The sequence below is a fragment of the Symbiopectobacterium sp. RP genome, assembly GCF_050472005.1.
Lineage (GTDB): Bacteria > Pseudomonadota > Gammaproteobacteria > Enterobacterales > Enterobacteriaceae > Symbiopectobacterium.
In genome coordinates, this window is the sequence record NZ_JBGOGS010000002.1 from 885,689 (window position 1) to 905,378 (window position 19,690).

The following is a 19,690-nucleotide window of genomic DNA, read 5'->3' on the forward strand; positions in this document are numbered from 1 at the left end:
TGAAAGAAATAACGCCCATTATTGTGGCTGTTCCGGCCACTCGATATCCGTGGCATTCACATCAACACGACTCAACAGTACCGCGTATTTTTGCCATTCAGTCAGCGCGGCTTTTTCTTCCTCCGTGGCGATATCGAGATTGACGGCGTACGTCAGTTCATTCATGCGTGACGCCGCGCCCGCTTTGCGGGATGCAAGTTCCTGCTTCGCCACTTTGCGCGCGGCAGCCGCTTGCGCTTCCTTATCAAGCACCCACTTTTTACCGTCCCACGCATCGAACTCGCTTTCTGGCTTCCGCGGCGTGACATTATCCGGCAGTTCGCCGAATTGCGTCACCGTCTGCTCCTGTCGCGTTTCCGTGCGGTAAACCGTCTGTCCGCGATAATCTGGTGAAAACTCCCACGACTTTCCATCCGCCGAGCGATGCAGCGCTTGCCCAACAGGCGGTAACTCTGGCTTATCGGGGTAACTGTGGGCGGGAAGGCCTACACCGGGCATGAGGTATTCCATGCTGGCGCTCTGGTATTCACCCGTGTCCTGATTGACATGATAGACCGTTATCCACCCAGCCTTTTTGCTGAGTCCGTTTTCGCCTAATTCGGCAGTTTCAATATTCGTTGAATAGTGGCTCATTATGCGGCTCTCACAATGTAGTTAAAGGCAATGTTGCGCGGACGGTTTTCCGCTGCGGTGGGGACAACGTTTGAAGCATCGAATGTATACTGACACCCAACGGATCCAAAATCATTATTAGAGGGGATACGGCCCCCTAATCGGGTAAATGCGCCTCCCCCCACCGACGATGAAGTGCCCTCTGCCCACGCCAACCCATTATTTGCAAACTTCCCGGTGATGTTTCTAATCGCATCCCCCTGCGCACTGAGTAAGGCACGCCCACCATCAACCCCACGTCCGGCATCAACACCACGAATAAACTCACCCCGCAGGTCTGGTAAATATCCGGTTGGATAACGGGAGGCCAAAACCGGGTATTGCGCTCTATCAAAAGTCTGGCCGTTGCATTTCAGCCACCCTGAAGGGGGAACTTCGCCCGGGAACGGCAGCGGAATGCCGACAATCTCTGATGCTGACAGGGGGTTTTGAAGGTTTTTATCCGTCCAGACGTTATAACTTACATATCCGTCGGCATCACCCGCCTGAATTTTCAAACCAGGAGTAGAAGCTGATGAACTTGCCGTAAGGATAGAGTAAGTGCCGTTAACCTTTGTAAACGCCCCTGAACCAAAGCGAATCGTTGAAGCATCGGTGTTTATGCCATCGTTCCGAAATGAACGGGATGTATTTGCCAGTGCCCACGCATGGATGGCCGCCGCCGATGTGAGAGATAACGTCGTCTGGTCGTCTCGCGTCGGTACGAGATTGATGTTATCAAAGGCAACGCGCCACGGCGTTGTATTATCAGCAGCCGTATTTGACGTCGTAACCCTATAACGCAATGCCCCATCGTTGAAGGATTGGAATATTTGCCCGCGACGATTGGTATCATATGCAGACTGATAACCAACACCGTTCATATTCAGACCGATATCAGGCAACGCGGAGGATTCAGGAGAATACGCAAAAAAGCCACCACGCTGCGAAACGGGGTTGTTTGCTGCGCCGCCAACCCCAAATGCCCCCGTGGAATTTGCGGGAAGCACTAACACCCGACCTGCGTTTGCATCTGTGCCACCTGTCTGCTTGACCAGGTCAATATTCTGGCGAAACAGCGCCTTATCCGGGATATCCGCGCCGTTCTGGTCTTTCGCCAACGCGCCAACATCCACGGGGCCCAGCGTGATATCTGCCGTTAGTGGCTTGCTGTTGACCTTGCGCCCTGCGGGTACACGGCCCTCGGCGTTATTGTTGGCATTGGCGGCGGCCGTTGTGGCGACGGTCACTCTGGTATCCGTCTCGGCCCGGGTGTACGCACCAACATCACCGGCACTCAATGTAATATCTGCCTTCAGCGCCTTACCGTTCACCTTGCGCCCGGATGGGACGCGCCCATTGGCATTATCGTTTGCCGCTTTCACTGCTTTGGGCGTGGCGGCCAGCGTTTCGCTGGCGCTGTTGGTCGCACTGCTCAGTTGCACAAAACCTTTTACCTCAAGCGTTGCATCGGGATACTTACGGCCTTTTTCATGGGTGGCGATGGCCTCATCCACATAACCACGCGTTGCCAGCACTACCGCCGGATCAATCTTGAGAGATACCGTTTCTGCGCTGGAGACAATCAAAATCATGCGCACGGTCTGAATGCGTCCGCTGCCTTCCTGCAATTGTGGCTTGTAGGTTTCAGCGCAGTTGGCAACCGCAATCAAATTACCTTCAGCATCAAACAGACCGAGTTCACGGATCCAGAATCCCCCTTCGTTCTCAGGGATCACCTGCTCGGCAATAATCTGATTGGTGTTATTGGGATCGACGCGCACGCTATTGATGGCCGCGCGACGTGTCTCGTTAATCAGTCTGGTCTGTGCCGGGTTTGGCGTCGGTAACACACCGCCGCCGTCACCGACGGCCATATGCGTAATATCCAGACGTGAACCGAGCGCTGTCGCGCTTGCCAGCCTGGCCGCGCCAATGTGGGTTAGCAGGGCAAAATATTTAGTACTCATACGGTTACGCTCATCGTATCAATCACATGGATGCCTGCACCGGTACAGTCCGGTGAACACACGGTGATGGTTTCAGGGAAATAGGGGTATACGGTGAGCTCATCACCGCTGTAGCTGGTTGCCGCAACCCAGGCCGCACCTTGCGTATCCAGCGTAATATTGAGCCCCAGCAAGTGACGGCCAAGCGGCTTGGCGTCAGCAATCAGCCGCTCAATCTCGAAAAAGGTGTCTTCAGTAATACCGCTGTCCTGCACACCGATATCAAGGTGAAAGGTTCCCGGCACGCCGCCGGTTTGCCACCATTCGATCACGCGCAGCAAGTAACCAAACGGCGCAACCACCCGGCGTAGCGCGGCAATGGTGCCTTTCTGGCGGTGTATCAACCAGGCGGATTTAATCACCTGGCGCCTGGTTTGCTCTGACCAGCGTTTATCCCAGCGGTCAACGGACAGCGCCCAGGCCAGAAAGGGCAGCAGGTCTACCGGGCATTTCTCCGCATCCCACAGGGTATTCAGATCCACCGCCATCGCTGTCAGGATTTGGCTGGCCGCGGCGGCATGGCGCATAAAGGCACTGGCAGAGGGGGGTAACAGATCGTTATTCATCCGTGCTCCCTTCCAGCAGGGTGAAACCGGTGCAATACGCTGCCTGAGTGTCACCGATCACCATGTCCTGAGCGGGTTCAATGAGTTCAACGCGCTGAACACCCTGCACATGCAGGGCGGCCATTATCGCGGAGCGGGCCACATCACGCCCAATCTTGCCCTGGCTGCCAATCCAGCCTTGCAATGACGCCTGTGCGGCCCTGGTGATGAGTTCCGATCCCGGGCCGGGGTAAAGGTAGAGATGCGCGTTTATCGCGTACCTGATGATCTCTGCGCCCTGCACCGTCAGCCGGTCAGCCACCGGGCGTTTATCTTCCGCAGAGAGCGCCGCGTTGACCTGCGTCAGCAACGTTTGTGAAGCGGTGCCATCCCCTTCAGTCGAGAGAACGGATACCACTACCGTGGCCGGTGACGGGCTGATCGCTTTGGCGTCGGCCACCTGGCCGCTGGCACTCCTGGCAAAATATTCATAGGCACCCGTCGGGCCCGCCACACTTAGCCCTTCAAAGGCAGACTGCGCGCGCAGACGGAATGCGCTGTCGCTTTCCATCACCGCATCAGCGGTATCGGTGGCTTCGGTGATGGTCAGGCGCCGGGTGTCAAGATTCACCGCCAGATTATCCAGATCGGAGGACACCGCATGGCTGAGCATGCACGCGGCGACGCCGTCGTTAATCCGCTGGCGCAACATCATTACGCGATAGGCAATGACCTGTGCGATCACGTTTAACGGCTCGGATTCCAGTTCAAGCGCGGCCGCCACCGGGGCGCGCTGTTCCACCGGAAATGCCGCAATCATGAGCGCTTTCACTTCCTGAAGGATCACTTCAAAATCCAGCGTTTCAATGATCTGTGGTTGGGGGAGTTGCGACAGGTCAACGGTTGCCATTGGCTTCCCCCCGGAGTGTCATGGTGGTGCGCACGGTTTGCAGGCTTTCGGTGATCAGGCCGGACAGGGCCACGTCTGTTGCCCCTGTGGGTGAAAACCGGATATCAACCGCATTTAGCGCAATCCGCGACTCCCAGCGCGCCAGGGCAATCACGCACGCGCTCATCAATTGCAGGCGTGTTGCGGCGTTTTGCGGCGCATCCAGCAAGTCAGGCACCAGACTGCCGTATTCACGACGCATGACGCGAGACGCCAGCGGTGTGGTCAGAATGTCGCGCACGGAATGCCATAACTGATCGGTATCCGTCAGTACGCCGACGCCGTCGGGGTTCATGCCGGTATAACGCGCGCTCATCGGGTGCCCTCCGTCCAACTGCCACCGTGCTGCACTGCGCCATGGCCGTGATGGTCAATCTGCACGCCGTTGGAGGTGAACGCGCCGCCGCTGTGTGCAATGTTGCCGTGCATTTTTCCCCCTTTTTGTACTTCCAGCGAGCCCGTCGTCAGCCTGTTGGTGCAAATCACTTCCGGCGTATCCAGTGTGATACGGGTTTTGGCGCTCACCCGTGCGGTTTTCATGCCGACGGCTTCCAGCGCACCAGGGGCCGCGTCATAGCGAAAACGGGCACCGTCCGGCGCGGTAATGACAATCTCTTGCAGACTGCTACCCGGCGCGGGGTGCTCGTCGCTGTACAGGCTGCCAATAATGACAGCGGTTTCCGGGTTGCCACCGAGGCAACCTAACCAGACCTGTTCCCCCACCGCAGGCGGGTTCCAGACCCTGAACGCACCGGCGCGTTGGGTATTCCAGCGCAACCAGTCGGTAACCAGTTCGCCGCTTTTGACACGTACGCGCCAGGTGTCCGGGTTCACTTCCGCCACCACGCCAACGCGTAAAATATTCGCCAGCAGGCGCATCAATTCGGCACTCATGGGGCAGCACTCCTCAGGCTGTTGATCGCGGCGTGTTCAATCGCCTGTAAGTCGGCGGGTGACAGGCCCAGCAATTCACGCACCGGGTATCTGGCAAAGGTGCCGGGGCCAATCTGATCGCGCTGGCCGAACTGGTGCACGCGCGCAATGCGGGCGGCAACGCCCTCAAAGCCGACGCGCACCCCCTTGCTATCCGTACGCCTCTTCAGAAAGCGATAGCCGCGCAGGCGTTGAAACATGGGGGCTTTTTGGGTGGTTGCGCGCCGCACGGCCTGGGTATTGATGTCGATATAGCGCTCAATGTCGCGACGGTAGAAGGTGCGAATAGCATTGCGCTCAGTATCAAACCCGGTCAGGGTACGGCCATCTTTGCCGCGCGCACCGTGCCAGTTTTTCAGGTGGCGCACCTGACCTTGCCAGACAAACCTGATCCCTTGCTGGGCGCGCAATACCTTGCGGCGGCGAGCCGGGTAGGCGGAGCCGTCGGGGTTTTGCTGTGCCTTGATACGTTGTTGCTGGCTACGGCGCAGCACCTGGCCTATCTGGCGCGCCGTTTTTTGACGGCCAGCGGCAGACACCCCGGAGAGAATGTCATCAAAGACGGCATCCAGTGCGTGAAAGCGGTTATCAGTCATACCGGATCGCTCCCGGTCACAGGCTGAAGTACCGCATCCCATTCACTCCCTGCCCGTCTCGGACGGGGTTCCGGTAAATGCTCAGCCTTTACGCTGCCATCCTCGGCGCGCCCCACGTTTACCCGCTCACGCACCGGGATTTCAAAGAGAACATCGGCGCTGTCATCGTTGTTGATAAGCGTGGTGAATTTCACATCGCGGTTTTTTTCCGGGTTAAGCAGCAAATCAGGCTGGTTTTGCCATAGCCAGGCCATCAGCGGCAAAACGATATCGTCAATGTCGCCAGTGAAGTTCATCACGAACAGCACCAGTGAATAGCGATAGACAAATGACGGTGTTTCGCCTGTGGTTTCAATGCCGCCCTCTTCCACGAAAACCGTAAAGGCTTCCGGGTGAGCACGGCACCAGGTGTTAGCCGTGGTCAGCGCATCGCGCAGGGAATCAACTTTCAGCATGGTGTTCTCCTAGTGGACGTTTTGCGCAGCAGCATTGATCCGTTGCAACCGGCGCCAATACAGATCGCCGATGACGGCTTTATCGTCGTTGCAGGTGTCCAGCGCCTCACGCAGATGATCACTCCACAGCGCGATCCCGCCCCAGGTCACTGGCGTGCGCAGTGCGGGTGTCGGCGTCGGGGTGGTCAGGCTTTCCGGTATCGGCTCCGCCACGATGCTTCCCGCGGGGGAGTGCGGCACGTTGTTGCAGGCTGTCACTGACAGCAACAGGCACCACAGTGTTAGCGCACGTATCGGCTTGCATATCAGAGCGTATCTGTTCACGGCGTTGTTCCCCCTGTGCATGGCGTTGCTGGTCACGACTGCGTATTTCGGCCAGCATCTTTTGCGTGTCGGTATTCAGTGCCCGTACTTCTGCCAATACGGCCTGTTGCTGGTTAGCGCTGGTCGTGAACGCCTCACGGGTGGCGCTATCAATCCCGCGCTGGTAGGTCTGCCACAGCAAACCGGCCACGGCCAATACCAGCAACAAACCAGGCGCCGCAGTGAGCCTCATGGCGTCGTACTCACATCGCGCAGGCACCAGGCTTTAAAGTCAGTACGGCGATCCACCAGCCCGGCGGAGCGTTTGCCAGCGCTGTTAACGAAATCCGTTAACCGGTCACACATAGCGACCCACTCATGCGCCTGCGCATGTTTCCAAATCGTGGTGCGCTGCTTGCTGCCCTGCGCGTTGGTAAACCACATCAGGCCGGTACACCCGACGTTGAACGCCGCATCGGTCATCGCATCAAAGGGGGATTGCGGCATGGACTGCCCCTCAAAGCTGCTGTTGATGCAGTTTTCTGCCCGCTGCATATCGTTCACCCAGCGCCGTGCAATCTCTTCGTTGCTGTACGCGTGTTTTTGCACATTGCCGGTAGAGCCAATCCCGACCGTCAACACACCTGCCGGGCAGTAATAGGCCGACTGGCGGCAATCTTCCCAACGGGCGGTTTTTTGCTGCGCTTCCGACGATGTGCGCAGTGCACCCGGTGTGAGAGAGGCACCAAGCAGAACGATCAGGGCGATAGAACAACGTTTAACAACGGGTTTCATCGTCAACGTCTCCCTGATGCAAAATGGCCACGGTGCGGCGTTCAGATTCGGTCATGGCACGGTGTTCAGTCTGCCGTAATATCTGCTCGATCAAGTCATTGCGGCGGCGTTGTGCCTGCTCGATACGACGCCGGAACAACCAGGCGCGCCAGGCGGTGATCACGCCAACGATCAGACCGGCCAGCGCCACTTTTTCACTGACGGTCATCACGCCGATGCCGGTAACCATGGCTGACATGGCGAAGGTCACCCAGTCATTAAGACGCTGCAAATCACTTAGTCCCATAACTGCACCGTTTCCTGTTCTGCTTTACGGGTCATGTCCGGTAACTCCACCGCCTGACCGGCGTTAAGAAAAATCTGGCGGCTCAGGCCCGGATTGGCAGCAATCACCTGCTCGGTAATCCCCTGCGAGGTGCCGTAATGGCGGTAACAGAGCAAATCCACCGTATCGCCTTGCAGCGCGTTAACCCTCATCAGCAAAGCTCCGCAAAAAGCCGCTCAGCGCCGCGAATATCGGCAATGCTCCAGCGCGCATCACGCCACAGATCGTCAACCTGCTTCTCAACGGTGTCCGTTTCCCTGTCGCCTTTGGGCGTGGTATCCACATCACGATGACGCTCCAGCAATGCCGCACGACTCAGGGCATAAACCGCATTCCTGTAGCGGTATACCTTCACGTTTTCGTTATTGACTTGACGCGCAGGCACGTTCTGCAATGTGCGATAACCCGCGGACTCCTGCGCGTGCTGCCAGCCCGCCAGCTGATCGGTGACGTGGATCACCGCTTCTGTAGCAACATGCATCAGGCGCGTGGTGGTAATACCGCCGGTAATACGTACCGCAAGACGCAATTCACGCAACAGGATAGGCGGCCAGAAATCACCGCCGCTCACGCTTGCCTCGCCCTCGTCAATGTCTGCTACGTCACTGGCCGCAGGGGTAATGCGTTTGGTTGCTACCAGGCTCATCATCACATCTCCCAAAAGTCAGGCGGTGGGCGCGCGGTCAAAAGACCGTAACGGGCAGAAAACCGCGTGCGCCGCCTGTCGGACGGGGCCGAAGTCGTCAAATCTGTCTGGTGGTTTTACGTAGCCGGGGTGTTTTCCCCGTTGCCGTTTTGCGTGTGCCTTTACGCGCCGTGGTGCGTTTGGCCGCCAGAGTGGGCGCGCTGGCCGCCGCCGTGTTTTCACTGGCTGCCGTCTGGTCACTGGCGGGCATCAACGTCTTTAGCTCACGCGCCAGTCCGGCAATCTCTTTTTTCACCCCGGCGTTGGGATTGAGGCTGATAGCCTCACGGAACAGCTTCAGCGCTTCGCTTTTGGTTTCGGCATCGCGGGTTGCACGACGGCAGAACGCACGGGCTTTGCACAACTTGGCGCGCACTTCATCGGGCATATCTTTTCCGGTGACCATCGCCGCGATTTCATCCAGCGTCGCGGTATAAGCGGACAAGTCGGCCTCTGCGTTGGTGGTTGCCAGCGTCAGCACCGGGTTACTCATTTCCTCAACCAATACGGTGACTGCATCGCGGCGGAACCGGTCGGCAGGTAAAGACAGACCATGCTTCACCACATAGCGCCCCAACTTCAGCGCCAGCGCGCTGTCCTGACAGTCAATGGCCCAGACCATCAAGGTGGCGATCACTTCATCCTGACGCCCGCTATCCCCCTCGATCGTGCCGTCAATCCAGCCCGCATAGGCAGGTAAGAGGCCTTTTTTCATTTCGGCTTTGGTGACGTCCGACTGCACCCGGCTCAGTGACGCCATATCAAGGCGCAGGCGGTGCAAGATCTCTTCATGGGCCGTGCGCGCGATATCAGATTGTTCATCAACCTGCCCGCGCCGTTCGGCCATGACCTGCTGAAAATGTCGCTGTGCTGGTGTCAGCATCACGTGCTCTCCCGTCAGGGCGGGGTTTTCCCCGCCGTGCATTATTCACCCGCGCCTTCTGCCTTCGCCCTGGCAAACTGGATACCGTCGATAAAGGCCGTCTTGCCGTAATCCTCGACCACAAAGTCATCGTTAGAAGACTGGTAGGTCGCAATGCGGTTGTAGTGCGGCTCTTCAATCATGCTGCGGCGCAGGCCACCCAACTGGTAGTAAAGCGACAGGTTTTTGAAGGCGGTAATTAGCACCCCATTCGACGGGAAATAAGGGGCGAGGAAGGTCGGTAATCCGCCGACACGCTCCTGACTGACAATCAACTGACCGGCCAGTAATTCGGTGTTGGGGTTGCTCTGGCTCAGCGCGTTGAGTTTGGGGAAGTTGCTTGCGGTCAGCAGATCAGACGCCATGATGACGACCAGATCAGGGGCCTTGCGATGCCAGGGATCAAGCAGGGTGTTTTTCGCATCAAAAACGGCGGTATCGATGTTGCCGTAGGTGCCTTTGGCGATCACCCTGTTATCCTCATCACGCGAGGTGAGCGTGACATTTTTGATAATACGGTGGTTCGCCTCATTGCGGATTTTTTGCAGCCAGCCGATGCCACAATCCTGCAATAACGAATGGGACGCACGATCAGATTTTTCGGCGTAGGTGGTGCCGTTAAAACCGATCATGATGCGGTCAAGGCCGATTTGCCGTGCATTGGCCTGACTGATCAGCGCCTGAAAGTTTGGCTGCTGTGACCAGGCATCAAGCTGGGCATAGTTGACGGCTGAGTCATAGTTGACCTTACGGCAATGGTAGCTGTTCGGCTCTTTGGCATGATTATCAACCGGGTTACGGCGTGAAGTGCCGTCACTGCTGTTGTGGGTGTTGGCCATCGGCCCCTTGCTGCCGATCAGGATTTTTTGACCTTCCTGTTGCTTCACCCCAAACACGTTAATTTGCTTGAGAAAGTCGTCGCCTTCCATCGCGGCTTGTTCAAAACGCTGCTGCACCGACGGCTCAACGCTAAACGTTTTCGCGATGTCACCGGGCTGCACACCGTTAAGCTGCGCCTGACGGGCAAGGTACTCGTTGTAAAGTTTACGGGTGGTATTTTCCATGTTCGCTTTTCTCGCTTGACGGGGCTTAAAAATCGGCCAACTGTGCGCCGCTGGTTGCGCCGGGGGCCGCTGGGCGTTGGGTGAAGCTGTTATCCTGTGTCGCCAGCATTTGCCTGAGCGCGGCCAGTTCGGTATTCAGCTTTTGAATGGCCTGACTCTCCTGCTGGCGCTGCGCCGTCTGGTCGTAGAATTTATCCAGCAGGTCAGCATGGGATTGCGCGACGTTCTCCACCGCTTCGCGTACCTGGGTGAACTGTTCGCTGTCAGATTTACGGCCCTTGCCAATGATCCCCATCACACGGGAATACCACTGTTTCCCCTCATCGCTGTGTTGGCTCGCAAGTTCGAGGATTTCCACCTCCAGGGCATCAGAAAACAGCGGCGTTTCACCCTGCTGCTGGTTGAATGCCTGAACGTGTGCGCGCTGCTGGGCGGCAAACCTGAGGCGCTCAGTGCCAAGGCTGGCCGGGGTGTCGGTCATGGCAAGCCCCACCACATACGCCTTGCCGTTGAGCGCAAACTGCGGGTGCAACTCAATACTGGAATACACCTTCTTGCCTTCATCGGTCAGTTGCTTCATGCGCGCCGAGGGTTCGATCTCCGCATAGAGTGCGGTGCGCCCGGCAAGCGGCCCTTCGCGAATATCTTCCGTGCTTAACGCGGTCACATCCCCCATCGCGCCAAAGTCGCTATTGGGCAGCATTGAAAGGTAGTGCTCTACGTTGACGCGTGCGCCATACACATCCGTGCGGTAATTGGCGGCGGCGTCACGCAAGTGTTCGGGGCTGATTTCGCGCCCGTCAACGGTGGAGCCGGAGACAGCGACCCGGAATGTTTTACGGGGGGGTCTGGTTGTTGCACTCATGCCTTTTTGTCCTGTCATGTGGTGTCAGTGGCCTCATGATGGCAGAGCGTCACGGGCGGCCTCAACGCGGTTTTGTTGTCAGCGCGCGCGCAGAACAAAAAGGGGGCGAAGGACGGTTCGCGCGCGCGGTAATCTTCCCGGCAAAGGGGGAAGGCGCATGATCCAGGACACTTTTGTAAGGCTAAAAGCAAAACAACTTTACTGGCAGGGGTACCCACCGGCGGAAATCTCGCGCCGGATGGGTATCAATCAGAACACGCTGTATGCCTGGAGGAAGCGCGACCAATGGGATGAAACCCCCCCCGTTCAGCGCGTGCGGCAGTCCGTTGACGCACGCCTTATCCAGCTTACAGACAAGCAGGCAAAAACCGGTGGGGATTTTAAGGAAATTGACCTGCTCACAAGGCAGTTGAAAAAGCTCAGCGCTGTACAGCCCGCGGAAGCCGCAGGCGGCAAGAAACCGCGCCAGCGCAAGGCCAGGAACCATTTTTCAGAAGCGCAGATCGCCGCATTACGTGAAAAGATATTGGGCTCTCTGGCCTGGCATCAAACGGGATGGTACGCAGAGCGGGCACGCCGTAACCGGATGATCCTGAAATCGCGCCAGATTGGCGCCACCTGGTATTTCGCCCGTGAAGCCCTGTTGCAAGCACTGCGTGATGATGTGAAACAGGGCTATCAGCGCCATCAAATCTTTTTGTCGGCGTCGCGCCGCCAGGCGCACCAGTTCCGGGGCTTTATTCAGCAGGTGGCGCAAGAGGTCGATGTTGAATTAAAAGGCGGCGATAAAATTGTGTTGAGCAATGGCGCTCAGTTGCATTTTCTCGGCACCTCTGCCGCTACCGCGCAGTCCTATACCGGCAACCTGTTCTTTGATGAATTCTTCTGGACAAGCCACTTTGCCAACCTGCGCAAGGTCGCCGGGGCCATGGCCACCCTGAAAGGGCTGACCCGTACCTATTTCTCGACGCCCTCCAGTGAAACCCATGAAGCCTACCCGTTCTGGACCGGCGCGCGCTGGAATGAAAAGCGCAGCAAGGCGCAGAAGATGGATTTTGATGTGTCATGGAAAACGCTTAACAGCGGCTTGCTGTGCCCGGATAAAACCTGGCGTCAGATAGTCACCTTGCAAGACGCTATCGATCACGGCTGGGAATACACCGACCCTGACGAAATCAAGGATGAGAACAGCCCGGACGAATACCAGAATCTGTATTGCTGTGAGTTCGTACGGGACGGGGAAAGCGCCTTTAACCTTAACCTGCTGTTCAGTTGCGGCGCCGACGGCTACGACGAGTGGCCGGACTGGAAGCCATTTGCGTCTCGCCCCATGGCTGATCGCGGGGTGTGGATTGGTTACGATGCCAACGGCGGCAGCGGCAACGGTGACAGCGGCGGCATTACCGTGACCGTGCCACCCCTGGTGGCCGGGGGAAAATTCCGTACCATCGAAACCCAGCAGATACGCGGGCTTGAGTTTGAAGAACAGGCCAGAGTGATAGAAGCATTGACCTTCAGATACAACGTACAGCACATCGCGATTGACGGCACTGGCATAGGGGAAGCCGTTTATCAGTTGGTGAAAAAACGCTTTCCGGCGGCGGTGTGTTACCTGATGTCGGTGTCGTCCAAACGCGCGTTGGTGTTGAAGATGTTGCAGGTGATCCGCGCGGGACGGTGGGAGTATGATCGTAGCGAACAGGCGCTTGTCAAAGCCTTTAACACCGTGCGCCGCATAACCACCCCCGGCGGCATCATTACCTATGACTCTGACCGCACGCGCGGTTCAAATCACGGCGATCTGGCCTGGTCAACCATGCTATCAATCATCAATGAACCGCTCGGCCAGGAATTCGGCGGCGGCGGTTTTGCCATGGAGTTCTGATGGGCAAGAAACAGCGCTACACACGGGTGGCCAGCACCGTCACTTCCCACACAGCCACGCAACCGGATGTGGCTACCGCACTGAAAACCGAACCCGGTTTAAGCGCGTTCACGTTCGATGGCCCTTATCCGGTGCGTGACAGTTATGATCTGCTGGATAACATGTATTGCGCCGATAACGGGCGCTACTACGAGACACCGATTGACTGGTATGGGCTGGCGCGTTCCTTCGGTAGCGCGTCATGGCACCAGTCAGCACTCTATTTCAAACGCAATGCGCTGACCGGGTGTTTTATTCCGCACCCGTTGTTATCACGGCAGGCGTTCTCTGCCTTTGTGCTCGACTGGTTCGTGTTTGGTAATGGCTACCTGGAGCGCAGAATAAACCGGCTCGGCGGTGTGCTGTCATTGCGCCATGTTCCGGCCAAGTACACGCGGCGTGGTAGCGACCTGGAAACCTATTGGTTTATCCGCCAGTGGAAAGACGAACATCCGTTTGATACCGGCAGCGTGTGCCATGTGATCAACCCGGATATTCATCAGGAAATCTACGGCATGCCGGAGTACATCGGGGCCATGCTGTCGGCCAGCCTGTCACACTCCGCCGACATGTTCCGCAAACTCTACTACGACAACGGATCGCACGCCGGGTGCATCATCTACATCGGTGCATCACAGGTTGATGACAAGAGCATGGAGAACGTGAAAAAGACGCTGACCAACGCGCGCGGCAAAGGGGCTTTTAAAAACCTGTTATTGCACGCGCCAGGCGGGGGCGAGAAGGGGGTACAAATCATCCCGTTCAGTCAGATATCGGCCAAGGATGAATTCCTGAATATCAAGTCTGTTACCCGTGACGATATCCTTGCCGCGCACCGTGTGCCGCCGCAACTGATGGGGGCCATGCCGGAGGGCAACGGCTCATTCGGTGACGTTGAGAAAGCGGCACGGGTGTTTGCCATCAACGAACTGATGCCGGTCATGGAAGCGCTGAAGCATGTGAATGACTGGCTGGGTATGGACGTGATCCGCTTCAACCCTTACGCCTTGCTGAAAGCCGAAGCGTAACCCACTTCACCGCCGCGCTTTGCGGCGGTTTTTCCTTCAAACGTATTCACACCACCACGCACCCCCTCCCGCTGAAGTCCCCGTATTTCACCGACAGAATACCCCTACCCCAACGCGCTTTAGCGCCACGCAGTGAGGCGATGGCGTGCGTCTGCGCACGGCCTTGCCAAATGCATGACGCCCACACCGAACGGCGGAAATCAGGCGGCATGTTGATGCATCAAGCCGACACCCTGCCTACCCCCCTTCGCGGGGGCTGCTCCCCCGTCACCTGCGCGCGACATCCGCTTCGTTTTTTGTGCAGAGGCCGATCCCAGTCCAGCCCGCGCCCGCACTGGGCGGAAAGGGTAAAAATCACATCAAAAAAATTGTGCAAAATTGTGCACTATTGTGCAGTGAAAAAATGCCCGTGAATGTGGGAGGCGCGCCTCTTTAAGGCAGGTTATCATCATCGTTTTAAGGGCGTCCGTTTTCACATATCAGTAAGTGATAAAAGTCATCAGGGAATACATCAAATCGGACACCACTTATCAGGAATTCGAATGGCTGGTCAGGCGCTGGAAAGCCAGACCGCTAAAGAAAAATAAATAACCTGAAAGTCATCATTTTTGTGCAGGTACGAAACCGGCATCAGCCCAGACCGCGCCCGAACTGGGCGGAAAGGGAAAAATTGCAGTAAAAAAAATCGTGCCGCCAAAACAATCGGGCGCGACGCTTGAAGTATCGCTATTGCCGGGCGCAGGCCAAACAGTATAAAGTGAGCCGCAGGTTTTTTTATTTTTACGAGGTATTGATGCCAACCAATACGCTTCAGGGAGACGGCGAAGGCGGGCACCCCTCCACGCGCTCAAGGCTGGAAAAAATTTCGCCTGACCTGTTTTCCTGTTTTTTATCAGAAAGAGGCATTTCTGAGTTACGTTGCCCAATCTGTCATTGTTCAGAGATGAGTATACCTCAGATCGGACGAATCGCTGCTGGGGTTGAAGGCGCATCAACAGATAGCCATCCACCTGTCTATGTGGATTACATCACCCTGAATGCCAACGGCACCCCTCATGATTCGGTGCTTAACTATCAATATCGCCTTATCTGCAAAAACTGTGGTTTCACCAGCCATTTTGCTATTCACCCTGTGCTGGACTGGCTTGATAAACTGAACAAAAATGAAAATAGTGCATAGGATCTAATGATGGATGCGAATGTTTCACAACTGGCTAGTTTTTCGGTGGCGCACAAACTATACCAGGAACGCCTGAAAAGTAGCGATGGTGGCGGAGGGGATGATATGTTAGAGACTCGTGTAGCTAAACTTGAAAGTGATGTTGAATACATCAAACGCGATGTTTCTGATCTAAAAACAGATGTCCGCGGTCTGTCTAATGATGTTTCTGCTATCAAGGTGGACGTGGCGAAATCACTCCAGACAATTGCAGATATTAATGGGCGAATGGCATTGAAAAGTGACATTACCACATCAGCAAACAAGTTATTAATGTGGTTCGCTGGATAGATGATTGCGATAGGGGGCCTTATAGTAGGCGTTGCAAAATTGCTATTTTAAGGCTCGCGCACCAAAGCAGACATAAGACCTGTTTTTATTGATATCGTTATACTCAATTTCCTTTTCTGACTTTGTTGTCACTTTCAGCAAAAATCATGCCAAAGTGCTTTTTATGTATGATTTCTTGTCTTTCTGGGCAACAAAATACACAAAGAGAAGGAAAACAACATGTGCGAACACCAACGGAGACAGCAAATTAGCCACCTTGGAAAAACGCTGAATACCACGACTCTCCCAGAGAAAAAAGCGATCTCTTTTGAAGAGGCGATGAAGCGTACACAGGAAAAACACGCGGAACTTATTAAAAGGCTTAAGAATAACTAACCTTAGATACCTTATCGGACTTGTCCCCGCGCTGCCGCCCGGCATACTGGTGCTTCTCCCAATCATACCGGCATTCCGGACAGCAAAAATTACCGGGCGTTTTCTCTTCACAACTGTAGCAGCGGCCAGTGATCGGCATCGGACGGTAACGCCGTCTTGCTTCAGCAATCGCGCGTTCACGGAACAACGCCTCGCTTCGCTGGCAATATCGATATAGTCAAGCGACATTATTTTGATAACAATTAGCTGTATTTTTTTGCCACATATCAGGGCATTGGCTGTAATCATTTTTAAGTCGGTTGGCTATATCTCGCGTCAATTACTTTGCTCCCCTAGGGATAGACCAGAAGTCGGTAAAGAGGCGGGTTTGCGCCAATCGGATGTCGGCGGCCCCAGATCCCCCGTACAGTTAGTGACAGAACTCCGAGGCAACGCGTCCGCGTTGCTCACATCAACGGCCAACTTCGGTACAATCTTCCACTGCTTCAACCGGGTCAGGATCGGTGAATCCTCGCCCACCACTGTGTCAAACAGCCCACGGATATTCAGCACCTCCTCACCGTACTGATTCAGTATCTCTGTCGGCTGATACCAGGTGCGCACCGCCAACGCATCACGTTTGACCACTGGCCCGCCCTGGGCATTGACATACCCCGCCCAGTCCGGCGCATTGGCCGCCTCGTGACAGGCGGCAAACTCCACACTCAGGCCGCGGGCGGTTTCACTGTCATTCAGCCGTCGCAACTCCCGCCACACCGTTACCGGAACACTGCCGATAAACTGAAACTGGCGAATGCCCCAGAGCGAAGACCAGGCGGTAGCGTGTTGCGCGTGATCCTTTAACGGCTTGCCGCTTTCGTCATCGGTTTCACCGTCCAGGGCATAGCCATCAATATTTTTCGAAATGTATTTCGCGACATAACCGGTGGCGCTGCCTTTTTCTGGATCGATAGCTTTTGCGTCAAACCGGGCGTTTGCCGCGACGGCACTGCGTAATTCGTCGCTGTCTGCCGCCATGGCATACTCGCGCAGGATCTCACGGATGCAGCCCATCTCTTCCGGGCGGGCAAATATCAGTAAATGGGCATGCGGCGTACCGTCATGGTGTGGCTCGGCAGAGCGCATACCGAAAAAGCGTAAACCCTGACGATGGCATTTGGCGCGGGCGCAGGCCCAGACACCATTGAGGTAACGTTGAGTGTCTGCCGGGCTGGCCCCGTTCCATTTACGGTTAACCCGTCCATTTTCCCGCGTGGCGTGATGGCTTGAGGGCGCGGTAATGGTGACAAATTCGCCAACATAACCCTGAGCATTGGCGATATCCTCATACCCCCGAATGCGTACCATCAGTTCAGTACGCCGGATGGCGGGATTGGCCTGACTGGCAGCATAGCCGTCCATCAGGTTGATGCGGTTGCCCTCCTCATCTTCCAGATCCATGCTTTTGCGCCACTCGTTGGCGCGCCGCCGCTGCTCGTGCCAGTCACGCAAGGCGGTTGTGCTGACGTTCGGGGAGGCATGCTTATGGACATACCCCATGGCGATGGCCAGATGTTCACACCAGCGTTTGGCGGTACGACGCAGGCTGTTCAGCCACCACCGCGCATCACTCATTCGCCGGATGGCGGGTTGGGCATCAAAGGGAACGAAACATTTTTCCAGCTTGTCCCAGAGCGGCGGCGGTGCACCCAGCAAGCGGGTGATACGGGCCAGATGGTGGTAATGGTCATGGACGATACGCCACTCGCTGTTATCTCCCTGCGTGTGGGTCAGGCGTGCCAGTTCGGTGGCGGCAACATGGGCCACGTCGTCAGCCAGGGATTTGAGCGCCTGGCTGTCCAGGTCGGGCAGGCGGTTACGCCGGGTACGCAGGCGCAAAAACGCCACCACGCCATTATGTTGGGGAGATTGGGTTGCGCGTTTGCCAAACAGCGCACAGAAATCGTCATCGGCTATCTCCGCCAGGCGGTAGCTGGCGTTCACACGCGCAATGCGCGGCAACATCACCTTAACCACGGACTCGGTTAACCAGCGGCGGGCACTGTCAATGCCCTTTTGTTTTTCGCGCTGGTCAAAGCGCCAGTAAAGGCTGGCGCTGACGCTTTCCAACTGGCTATCGACCTGCTTTTTCGCCTGAAGATAGTCTTCCTGACGGCGTGCGGCGCGGCGCATCTCCTCATAGGTCGGGATACCGCGTTCAATCGGCAGTAAGGGCTTGTCGTTCCACGGGTAGGCCCCCGCGCGTGGCGCGGGGGTAGACGTGATAGCAGCAGGATCACTGATGGTCATCGCCATCCTCCTGCGGTGACTGGAAGGCCGCAAACAGGCCACGCGCGCTCAGCTCTTGATGAATGGCGCCAAGGTCATCGGCCAGCCAGGAAAAAACAAACGGCAGGTAATATTGAGTCAGTTCATTAGGGGGGCGGGTATGCAGATCGAGAGAGAGCCAGCGGGCGGTTTCACGCGCGCGGTGCAGCTTGCGGTAACAGTCAAGGGACAGGGTTTCAGGTAAAATGGGGGTAGGGGTAGTAGCCATAGTAGCGGCCTCCTGGAGAAGGTTTTGCAACCTCACACCCCCGCTGCTAAACAGGGCGGTGAGACGTAACAGGGTTAGCAGACCGGTCTCCAAGAACCCGGCGAGCGCATGCGCTCCCCCGTTACGCCCCACCATAATCTGGGCGCAACTGTGGTATTGACGGACGCAAAAAAACCGCAAAGAGAAAGAGCGGCTGTCCGCCTGGAGATCCGGGCTGCTAAACCCGACATCGAATTCTGTCGATGCCGGGCTAGCATAGCGCCGGCGGGCGGACAAAAACAAGGGCTTTTTCACGTTCATCAATCTCTCTCCTATCAAAAGACCGTCAGGCAGCCGTAGCCGCTTTTGTTTTTCGCGCTGGTCAAAGCGCCAGTAAAGGCTGGCGCTGACGCTTTCCAACTGGCTATCGACCTGCTTTTTCGCCTGGAGATAGTCTTCCTGACGGCGTGCGGCGCGGCGCATCTCCTCATAGGTCGGGATACCGCGATCAATCGGCAGTAAGGGCTTGTCGTTCCACGGGTAGGCCCCCGCGCGTGGCGCGGGGGTAGACGTGATAGCAGCAGGATCACTGATGGTCATCGCCATCCTCCTGCGGTGACTGGAAGGCCGCAAACAGGCCACGCGCGCTCAGCTCTTGATGAATGGCGCCAAGGTCATCGGCCAGCCAGGAAAAAACAAACGGCAGGTAATATTGAGTCAGTTCATTAGGGGGGCGGGTATGCAGATCGAGAGAGAGCCAGCGGGCGGTTTCACGCGCGCGGTGCAGCTTGCGGTAACAGTCAAGGGACAGGGTTTCAGGTAAAGCGGGGGGAGGGGTAGCAACCATAGCGGCGGCCTCTTTGGTAAGGTTTTTCAACCTCACCACCCCGCTGCTAAACAGGGCGGTGAGACGTAACAGGGTTAGCAGACCGGTACCAAAGAACCCGGCGAGCGCACGCGCTCCCCCGTTACGCCCCACCATAATCTGGGCGCAACTGTGGTATTGACGGACGCAAAAAAACCGCAAAGAGAAAGAGCGGCTGTCCGCTTTGGTATCCGGGCTGCTAAACCCGACATCGAATTCTGTCGATGCCGGGCTAGCATAGCGCCGGCGGGCGGACAAAAACAAGGGCTTTTTCACGTTCATCAACCTCACATCTGCTTTCTCATAGCGACCCACAGACCGTGATCGCCCTCAACATCCTGCTCACTGACATTTCTGGCTCGAAACTGTCGGCCAT

At 56.6% G+C, this 19,690-nt stretch carries 26 protein-coding genes and 1 pseudogene; 5 read left to right on the forward strand and 22 right to left on the reverse strand.

From position 1 onward, the window contains the following. Window positions 1-18: 18 nt before the first annotated feature. The 17 genes from ACD630_RS23240 to ACD630_RS23320 form a co-directional block, all read right to left on the reverse strand. Window positions 19-633, reverse strand: a complete 615-nt coding sequence (locus tag ACD630_RS23240; protein WP_430360792.1) for a tail fiber assembly protein — start codon at window positions 631-633, stop codon at window positions 19-21. Further along, window positions 633-2,621, reverse strand: a complete 1,989-nt coding sequence (locus tag ACD630_RS23245) for a phage tail protein (RefSeq protein WP_430360793.1) — start codon at window positions 2,619-2,621, stop codon at window positions 633-635. The genes ACD630_RS23240 and ACD630_RS23245 overlap by 1 nt, the downstream gene beginning before the upstream one ends. Continuing rightward, window positions 2,618-3,226 carry a phage tail protein I gene (locus ACD630_RS23250; protein ID WP_430360794.1) on the reverse strand — a complete coding sequence of 203 codons (609 nt, stop codon included), beginning with the start codon at window positions 3,224-3,226 and terminating at the stop codon, window positions 2,618-2,620. Before ACD630_RS23250 ends, ACD630_RS23245 begins: the two co-directional genes overlap by 4 nt. Continuing rightward, complete coding sequence (locus ACD630_RS23255; RefSeq protein WP_430360795.1) at window positions 3,219-4,115, reverse strand: baseplate assembly protein; 897 nt, start codon at window positions 4,113-4,115, stop codon at window positions 3,219-3,221. Before ACD630_RS23255 ends, ACD630_RS23250 begins: the two co-directional genes overlap by 8 nt. Beyond that, window positions 4,102-4,470, reverse strand: coding sequence for a GPW/gp25 family protein (locus ACD630_RS23260; RefSeq protein ID WP_430360796.1), 369 nt, complete (start codon window positions 4,468-4,470; stop codon window positions 4,102-4,104). The genes ACD630_RS23255 and ACD630_RS23260 overlap by 14 nt, the downstream gene beginning before the upstream one ends. After that, a complete protein-coding gene (locus ACD630_RS23265; protein WP_430360797.1) occupies window positions 4,467-5,048 on the reverse strand; it encodes a phage baseplate assembly protein V in 582 nt (193 codons plus the stop codon). Before ACD630_RS23265 ends, ACD630_RS23260 begins: the two co-directional genes overlap by 4 nt. After that, on the reverse strand, window positions 5,045-5,683 hold the full coding sequence (locus tag ACD630_RS23270; protein WP_430360798.1) for a phage virion morphogenesis protein: 639 nt from the start codon (window positions 5,681-5,683) through the stop codon (window positions 5,045-5,047). Before ACD630_RS23270 ends, ACD630_RS23265 begins: the two co-directional genes overlap by 4 nt. Continuing rightward, window positions 5,680-6,138, reverse strand: coding sequence for a phage tail protein (locus tag ACD630_RS23275; RefSeq protein WP_430360799.1), 459 nt, complete (start codon window positions 6,136-6,138; stop codon window positions 5,680-5,682). The genes ACD630_RS23270 and ACD630_RS23275 overlap by 4 nt, the downstream gene beginning before the upstream one ends. A 9-nt stretch (window positions 6,139-6,147) precedes the next feature. Beyond that, the gene (gene lysC, locus ACD630_RS23280; protein ID WP_430360800.1) at window positions 6,148-6,351 is read right to left on the reverse strand and encodes an Rz1-like lysis system protein LysC; all 204 of its coding nucleotides are present in this window, start codon (window positions 6,349-6,351) and stop codon (window positions 6,148-6,150) included. Beyond that, window positions 6,257-6,670, reverse strand: a complete 414-nt coding sequence (locus tag ACD630_RS23285; protein WP_430361057.1) for a DUF2570 domain-containing protein — start codon at window positions 6,668-6,670, stop codon at window positions 6,257-6,259. Before ACD630_RS23285 ends, lysC begins: the two co-directional genes overlap by 95 nt. Window positions 6,671-6,690: 20 nt before the next feature. Further along, window positions 6,691-7,236 carry a lysozyme gene (locus ACD630_RS23290; RefSeq protein ID WP_430361262.1) on the reverse strand — a complete coding sequence of 182 codons (546 nt, stop codon included), beginning with the start codon at window positions 7,234-7,236 and terminating at the stop codon, window positions 6,691-6,693. Next, window positions 7,220-7,522: a phage tail protein gene (locus ACD630_RS23295; protein ID WP_430360801.1), complete on the reverse strand. Its 303-nt coding sequence runs from the start codon at window positions 7,520-7,522 to the stop codon at window positions 7,220-7,222. The genes ACD630_RS23290 and ACD630_RS23295 overlap by 17 nt, the downstream gene beginning before the upstream one ends. Further along, window positions 7,513-7,713 (reverse strand): tail protein X, encoded by a 201-nt coding sequence (locus ACD630_RS23300; RefSeq protein ID WP_430360802.1) that lies wholly within the window; start codon window positions 7,711-7,713, stop codon window positions 7,513-7,515. The genes ACD630_RS23295 and ACD630_RS23300 overlap by 10 nt, the downstream gene beginning before the upstream one ends. Next, window positions 7,713-8,207 carry a head completion/stabilization protein gene (locus ACD630_RS23305; RefSeq protein WP_430360803.1) on the reverse strand — a complete coding sequence of 165 codons (495 nt, stop codon included), beginning with the start codon at window positions 8,205-8,207 and terminating at the stop codon, window positions 7,713-7,715. The genes ACD630_RS23300 and ACD630_RS23305 overlap by 1 nt, the downstream gene beginning before the upstream one ends. A 97-nt stretch (window positions 8,208-8,304) precedes the next feature. Next, the gene (gene gpM, locus ACD630_RS23310; RefSeq protein ID WP_430360804.1) at window positions 8,305-9,129 is read right to left on the reverse strand and encodes a phage terminase small subunit; all 825 of its coding nucleotides are present in this window, start codon (window positions 9,127-9,129) and stop codon (window positions 8,305-8,307) included. A gap of 41 nt (window positions 9,130-9,170) precedes the next feature. Further along, complete coding sequence (locus tag ACD630_RS23315) at window positions 9,171-10,232, reverse strand: phage major capsid protein, P2 family (RefSeq protein ID WP_430360805.1); 1,062 nt, start codon at window positions 10,230-10,232, stop codon at window positions 9,171-9,173. Window positions 10,233-10,257: 25 nt separating this feature from the next. Then, window positions 10,258-11,097, reverse strand: a complete 840-nt coding sequence (locus ACD630_RS23320; RefSeq protein ID WP_430360806.1) for a GPO family capsid scaffolding protein — start codon at window positions 11,095-11,097, stop codon at window positions 10,258-10,260. 157 nt (window positions 11,098-11,254) lie between these two features. Between ACD630_RS23320 and ACD630_RS23325 the strand changes: the two genes are divergently transcribed. Next, on the forward strand, window positions 11,255-12,982 hold the full coding sequence (locus ACD630_RS23325; RefSeq protein WP_430360807.1) for a terminase large subunit domain-containing protein: 1,728 nt from the start codon (window positions 11,255-11,257) through the stop codon (window positions 12,980-12,982). After that, the gene (locus ACD630_RS23330) at window positions 12,982-14,049 is read left to right on the forward strand and encodes a phage portal protein (protein ID WP_430360808.1); all 1,068 of its coding nucleotides are present in this window, start codon (window positions 12,982-12,984) and stop codon (window positions 14,047-14,049) included. Before ACD630_RS23325 ends, ACD630_RS23330 begins: the two co-directional genes overlap by 1 nt. A gap of 46 nt (window positions 14,050-14,095) precedes the next feature. On the opposite strand, the gene ACD630_RS23335 is transcribed toward ACD630_RS23330, so the two are convergent. Continuing rightward, complete coding sequence (locus tag ACD630_RS23335; RefSeq protein WP_430360809.1) at window positions 14,096-14,260, reverse strand: hypothetical protein; 165 nt, start codon at window positions 14,258-14,260, stop codon at window positions 14,096-14,098. A 275-nt stretch (window positions 14,261-14,535) separates the two neighbouring features. On the opposite strand from ACD630_RS23335, the pseudogene ACD630_RS23340 reads away from it, so the two are divergent. The 3 genes and pseudogenes from ACD630_RS23340 to ACD630_RS23350 all read left to right on the forward strand — a co-directional run. Further along, a pseudogene (locus ACD630_RS23340) lies at window positions 14,536-14,640 on the forward strand (DUF4760 domain-containing protein); the annotation flags it as partial. A gap of 124 nt (window positions 14,641-14,764) precedes the next feature. Then, window positions 14,765-15,229: a hypothetical protein gene (locus ACD630_RS23345; RefSeq protein WP_430360810.1), complete on the forward strand. Its 465-nt coding sequence runs from the start codon at window positions 14,765-14,767 to the stop codon at window positions 15,227-15,229. A 6-nt stretch (window positions 15,230-15,235) separates the two neighbouring features. Continuing rightward, window positions 15,236-15,559 carry a hypothetical protein gene (locus tag ACD630_RS23350; RefSeq protein WP_430360811.1) on the forward strand — a complete coding sequence of 108 codons (324 nt, stop codon included), beginning with the start codon at window positions 15,236-15,238 and terminating at the stop codon, window positions 15,557-15,559. Between the two features lie 144 nt (window positions 15,560-15,703). On the opposite strand, the gene ACD630_RS23355 is transcribed toward ACD630_RS23350, so the two are convergent. Genes ACD630_RS23355 through ACD630_RS23370 form a run of 4 tightly spaced genes read right to left on the reverse strand, consistent with a single transcriptional unit; the run spans window position 15,704 to window position 19,596 of the window. After that, window positions 15,704-16,222, reverse strand: coding sequence for a hypothetical protein (locus ACD630_RS23355; protein WP_430360812.1), 519 nt, complete (start codon window positions 16,220-16,222; stop codon window positions 15,704-15,706). 27 nt (window positions 16,223-16,249) lie between these two features. After that, window positions 16,250-18,229 (reverse strand): replication endonuclease, encoded by a 1,980-nt coding sequence (locus ACD630_RS23360; protein WP_430360813.1) that lies wholly within the window; start codon window positions 18,227-18,229, stop codon window positions 16,250-16,252. Then, entirely contained in the window at window positions 18,210-19,055 is an 846-nt protein-coding gene (locus tag ACD630_RS23365) for a hypothetical protein (protein WP_430360814.1), read from the reverse strand. Before ACD630_RS23365 ends, ACD630_RS23360 begins: the two co-directional genes overlap by 20 nt. Next, complete coding sequence (locus ACD630_RS23370; RefSeq protein ID WP_430360815.1) at window positions 19,036-19,596, reverse strand: hypothetical protein; 561 nt, start codon at window positions 19,594-19,596, stop codon at window positions 19,036-19,038. Before ACD630_RS23370 ends, ACD630_RS23365 begins: the two co-directional genes overlap by 20 nt. Window positions 19,597-19,690: the final 94 nt, after the last annotated feature.

Excerpts from the sequence above, each read along its gene's own strand:
- ACD630_RS23335 (WP_430360809.1), bottom strand. The coding sequence starts at position 14,260 with ATGCCGCCTGATTTCCGCCGTTCGGTGTGGGCGTCATGCATTTGGCAA.
- ACD630_RS23295 (WP_430360801.1), bottom strand. The coding sequence starts at position 7,522 with ATGGGACTAAGTGATTTGCAGCGTCTTAATGACTGGGTGACCTTCGCC.
- ACD630_RS23350 (WP_430360811.1), top strand. The coding sequence starts at position 15,236 with ATGATGGATGCGAATGTTTCACAACTGGCTAGTTTTTCGGTGGCGCAC.
- ACD630_RS23370 (WP_430360815.1), bottom strand. The coding sequence starts at position 19,596 with ATGAACGTGAAAAAGCCCTTGTTTTTGTCCGCCCGCCGGCGCTATGCT.
- ACD630_RS23355 (WP_430360812.1), bottom strand. The coding sequence starts at position 16,222 with ATGATTACAGCCAATGCCCTGATATGTGGCAAAAAAATACAGCTAATT.
- ACD630_RS23315 (WP_430360805.1), bottom strand. The coding sequence starts at position 10,232 with ATGGAAAATACCACCCGTAAACTTTACAACGAGTACCTTGCCCGTCAG.
- ACD630_RS23300 (WP_430360802.1), bottom strand. The coding sequence starts at position 7,713 with ATGAGGGTTAACGCGCTGCAAGGCGATACGGTGGATTTGCTCTGTTAC.
- ACD630_RS23260 (WP_430360796.1), bottom strand. The coding sequence starts at position 4,470 with ATGAGCGCGCGTTATACCGGCATGAACCCCGACGGCGTCGGCGTACTG.
- gpM (WP_430360804.1), bottom strand. The coding sequence starts at position 9,129 with ATGCTGACACCAGCACAGCGACATTTTCAGCAGGTCATGGCCGAACGG.
- ACD630_RS23360 (WP_430360813.1), bottom strand. The coding sequence starts at position 18,229 with ATGGCGATGACCATCAGTGATCCTGCTGCTATCACGTCTACCCCCGCG.
- ACD630_RS23365 (WP_430360814.1), bottom strand. The coding sequence starts at position 19,055 with ATGGCGATGACCATCAGTGATCCTGCTGCTATCACGTCTACCCCCGCG.
- ACD630_RS23250 (WP_430360794.1), bottom strand. The coding sequence starts at position 3,226 with ATGAATAACGATCTGTTACCCCCCTCTGCCAGTGCCTTTATGCGCCAT.
- ACD630_RS23240 (WP_430360792.1), bottom strand. The coding sequence starts at position 633 with ATGAGCCACTATTCAACGAATATTGAAACTGCCGAATTAGGCGAAAAC.
- ACD630_RS23325 (WP_430360807.1), top strand. The coding sequence starts at position 11,255 with ATGATCCAGGACACTTTTGTAAGGCTAAAAGCAAAACAACTTTACTGG.
- ACD630_RS23305 (WP_430360803.1), bottom strand. The coding sequence starts at position 8,207 with ATGAGCCTGGTAGCAACCAAACGCATTACCCCTGCGGCCAGTGACGTA.
- ACD630_RS23330 (WP_430360808.1), top strand. The coding sequence starts at position 12,982 with ATGGGCAAGAAACAGCGCTACACACGGGTGGCCAGCACCGTCACTTCC.
- ACD630_RS23255 (WP_430360795.1), bottom strand. The coding sequence starts at position 4,115 with ATGGCAACCGTTGACCTGTCGCAACTCCCCCAACCACAGATCATTGAA.
- ACD630_RS23320 (WP_430360806.1), bottom strand. The coding sequence starts at position 11,097 with ATGAGTGCAACAACCAGACCCCCCCGTAAAACATTCCGGGTCGCTGTC.
- ACD630_RS23275 (WP_430360799.1), bottom strand. The coding sequence starts at position 6,138 with ATGCTGAAAGTTGATTCCCTGCGCGATGCGCTGACCACGGCTAACACC.
- ACD630_RS23265 (WP_430360797.1), bottom strand. The coding sequence starts at position 5,048 with ATGAGTGCCGAATTGATGCGCCTGCTGGCGAATATTTTACGCGTTGGC.
- ACD630_RS23290 (WP_430361262.1), bottom strand. The coding sequence starts at position 7,236 with ATGAAACCCGTTGTTAAACGTTGTTCTATCGCCCTGATCGTTCTGCTT.
- ACD630_RS23270 (WP_430360798.1), bottom strand. The coding sequence starts at position 5,683 with ATGACTGATAACCGCTTTCACGCACTGGATGCCGTCTTTGATGACATT.
- ACD630_RS23245 (WP_430360793.1), bottom strand. The coding sequence starts at position 2,621 with ATGAGTACTAAATATTTTGCCCTGCTAACCCACATTGGCGCGGCCAGG.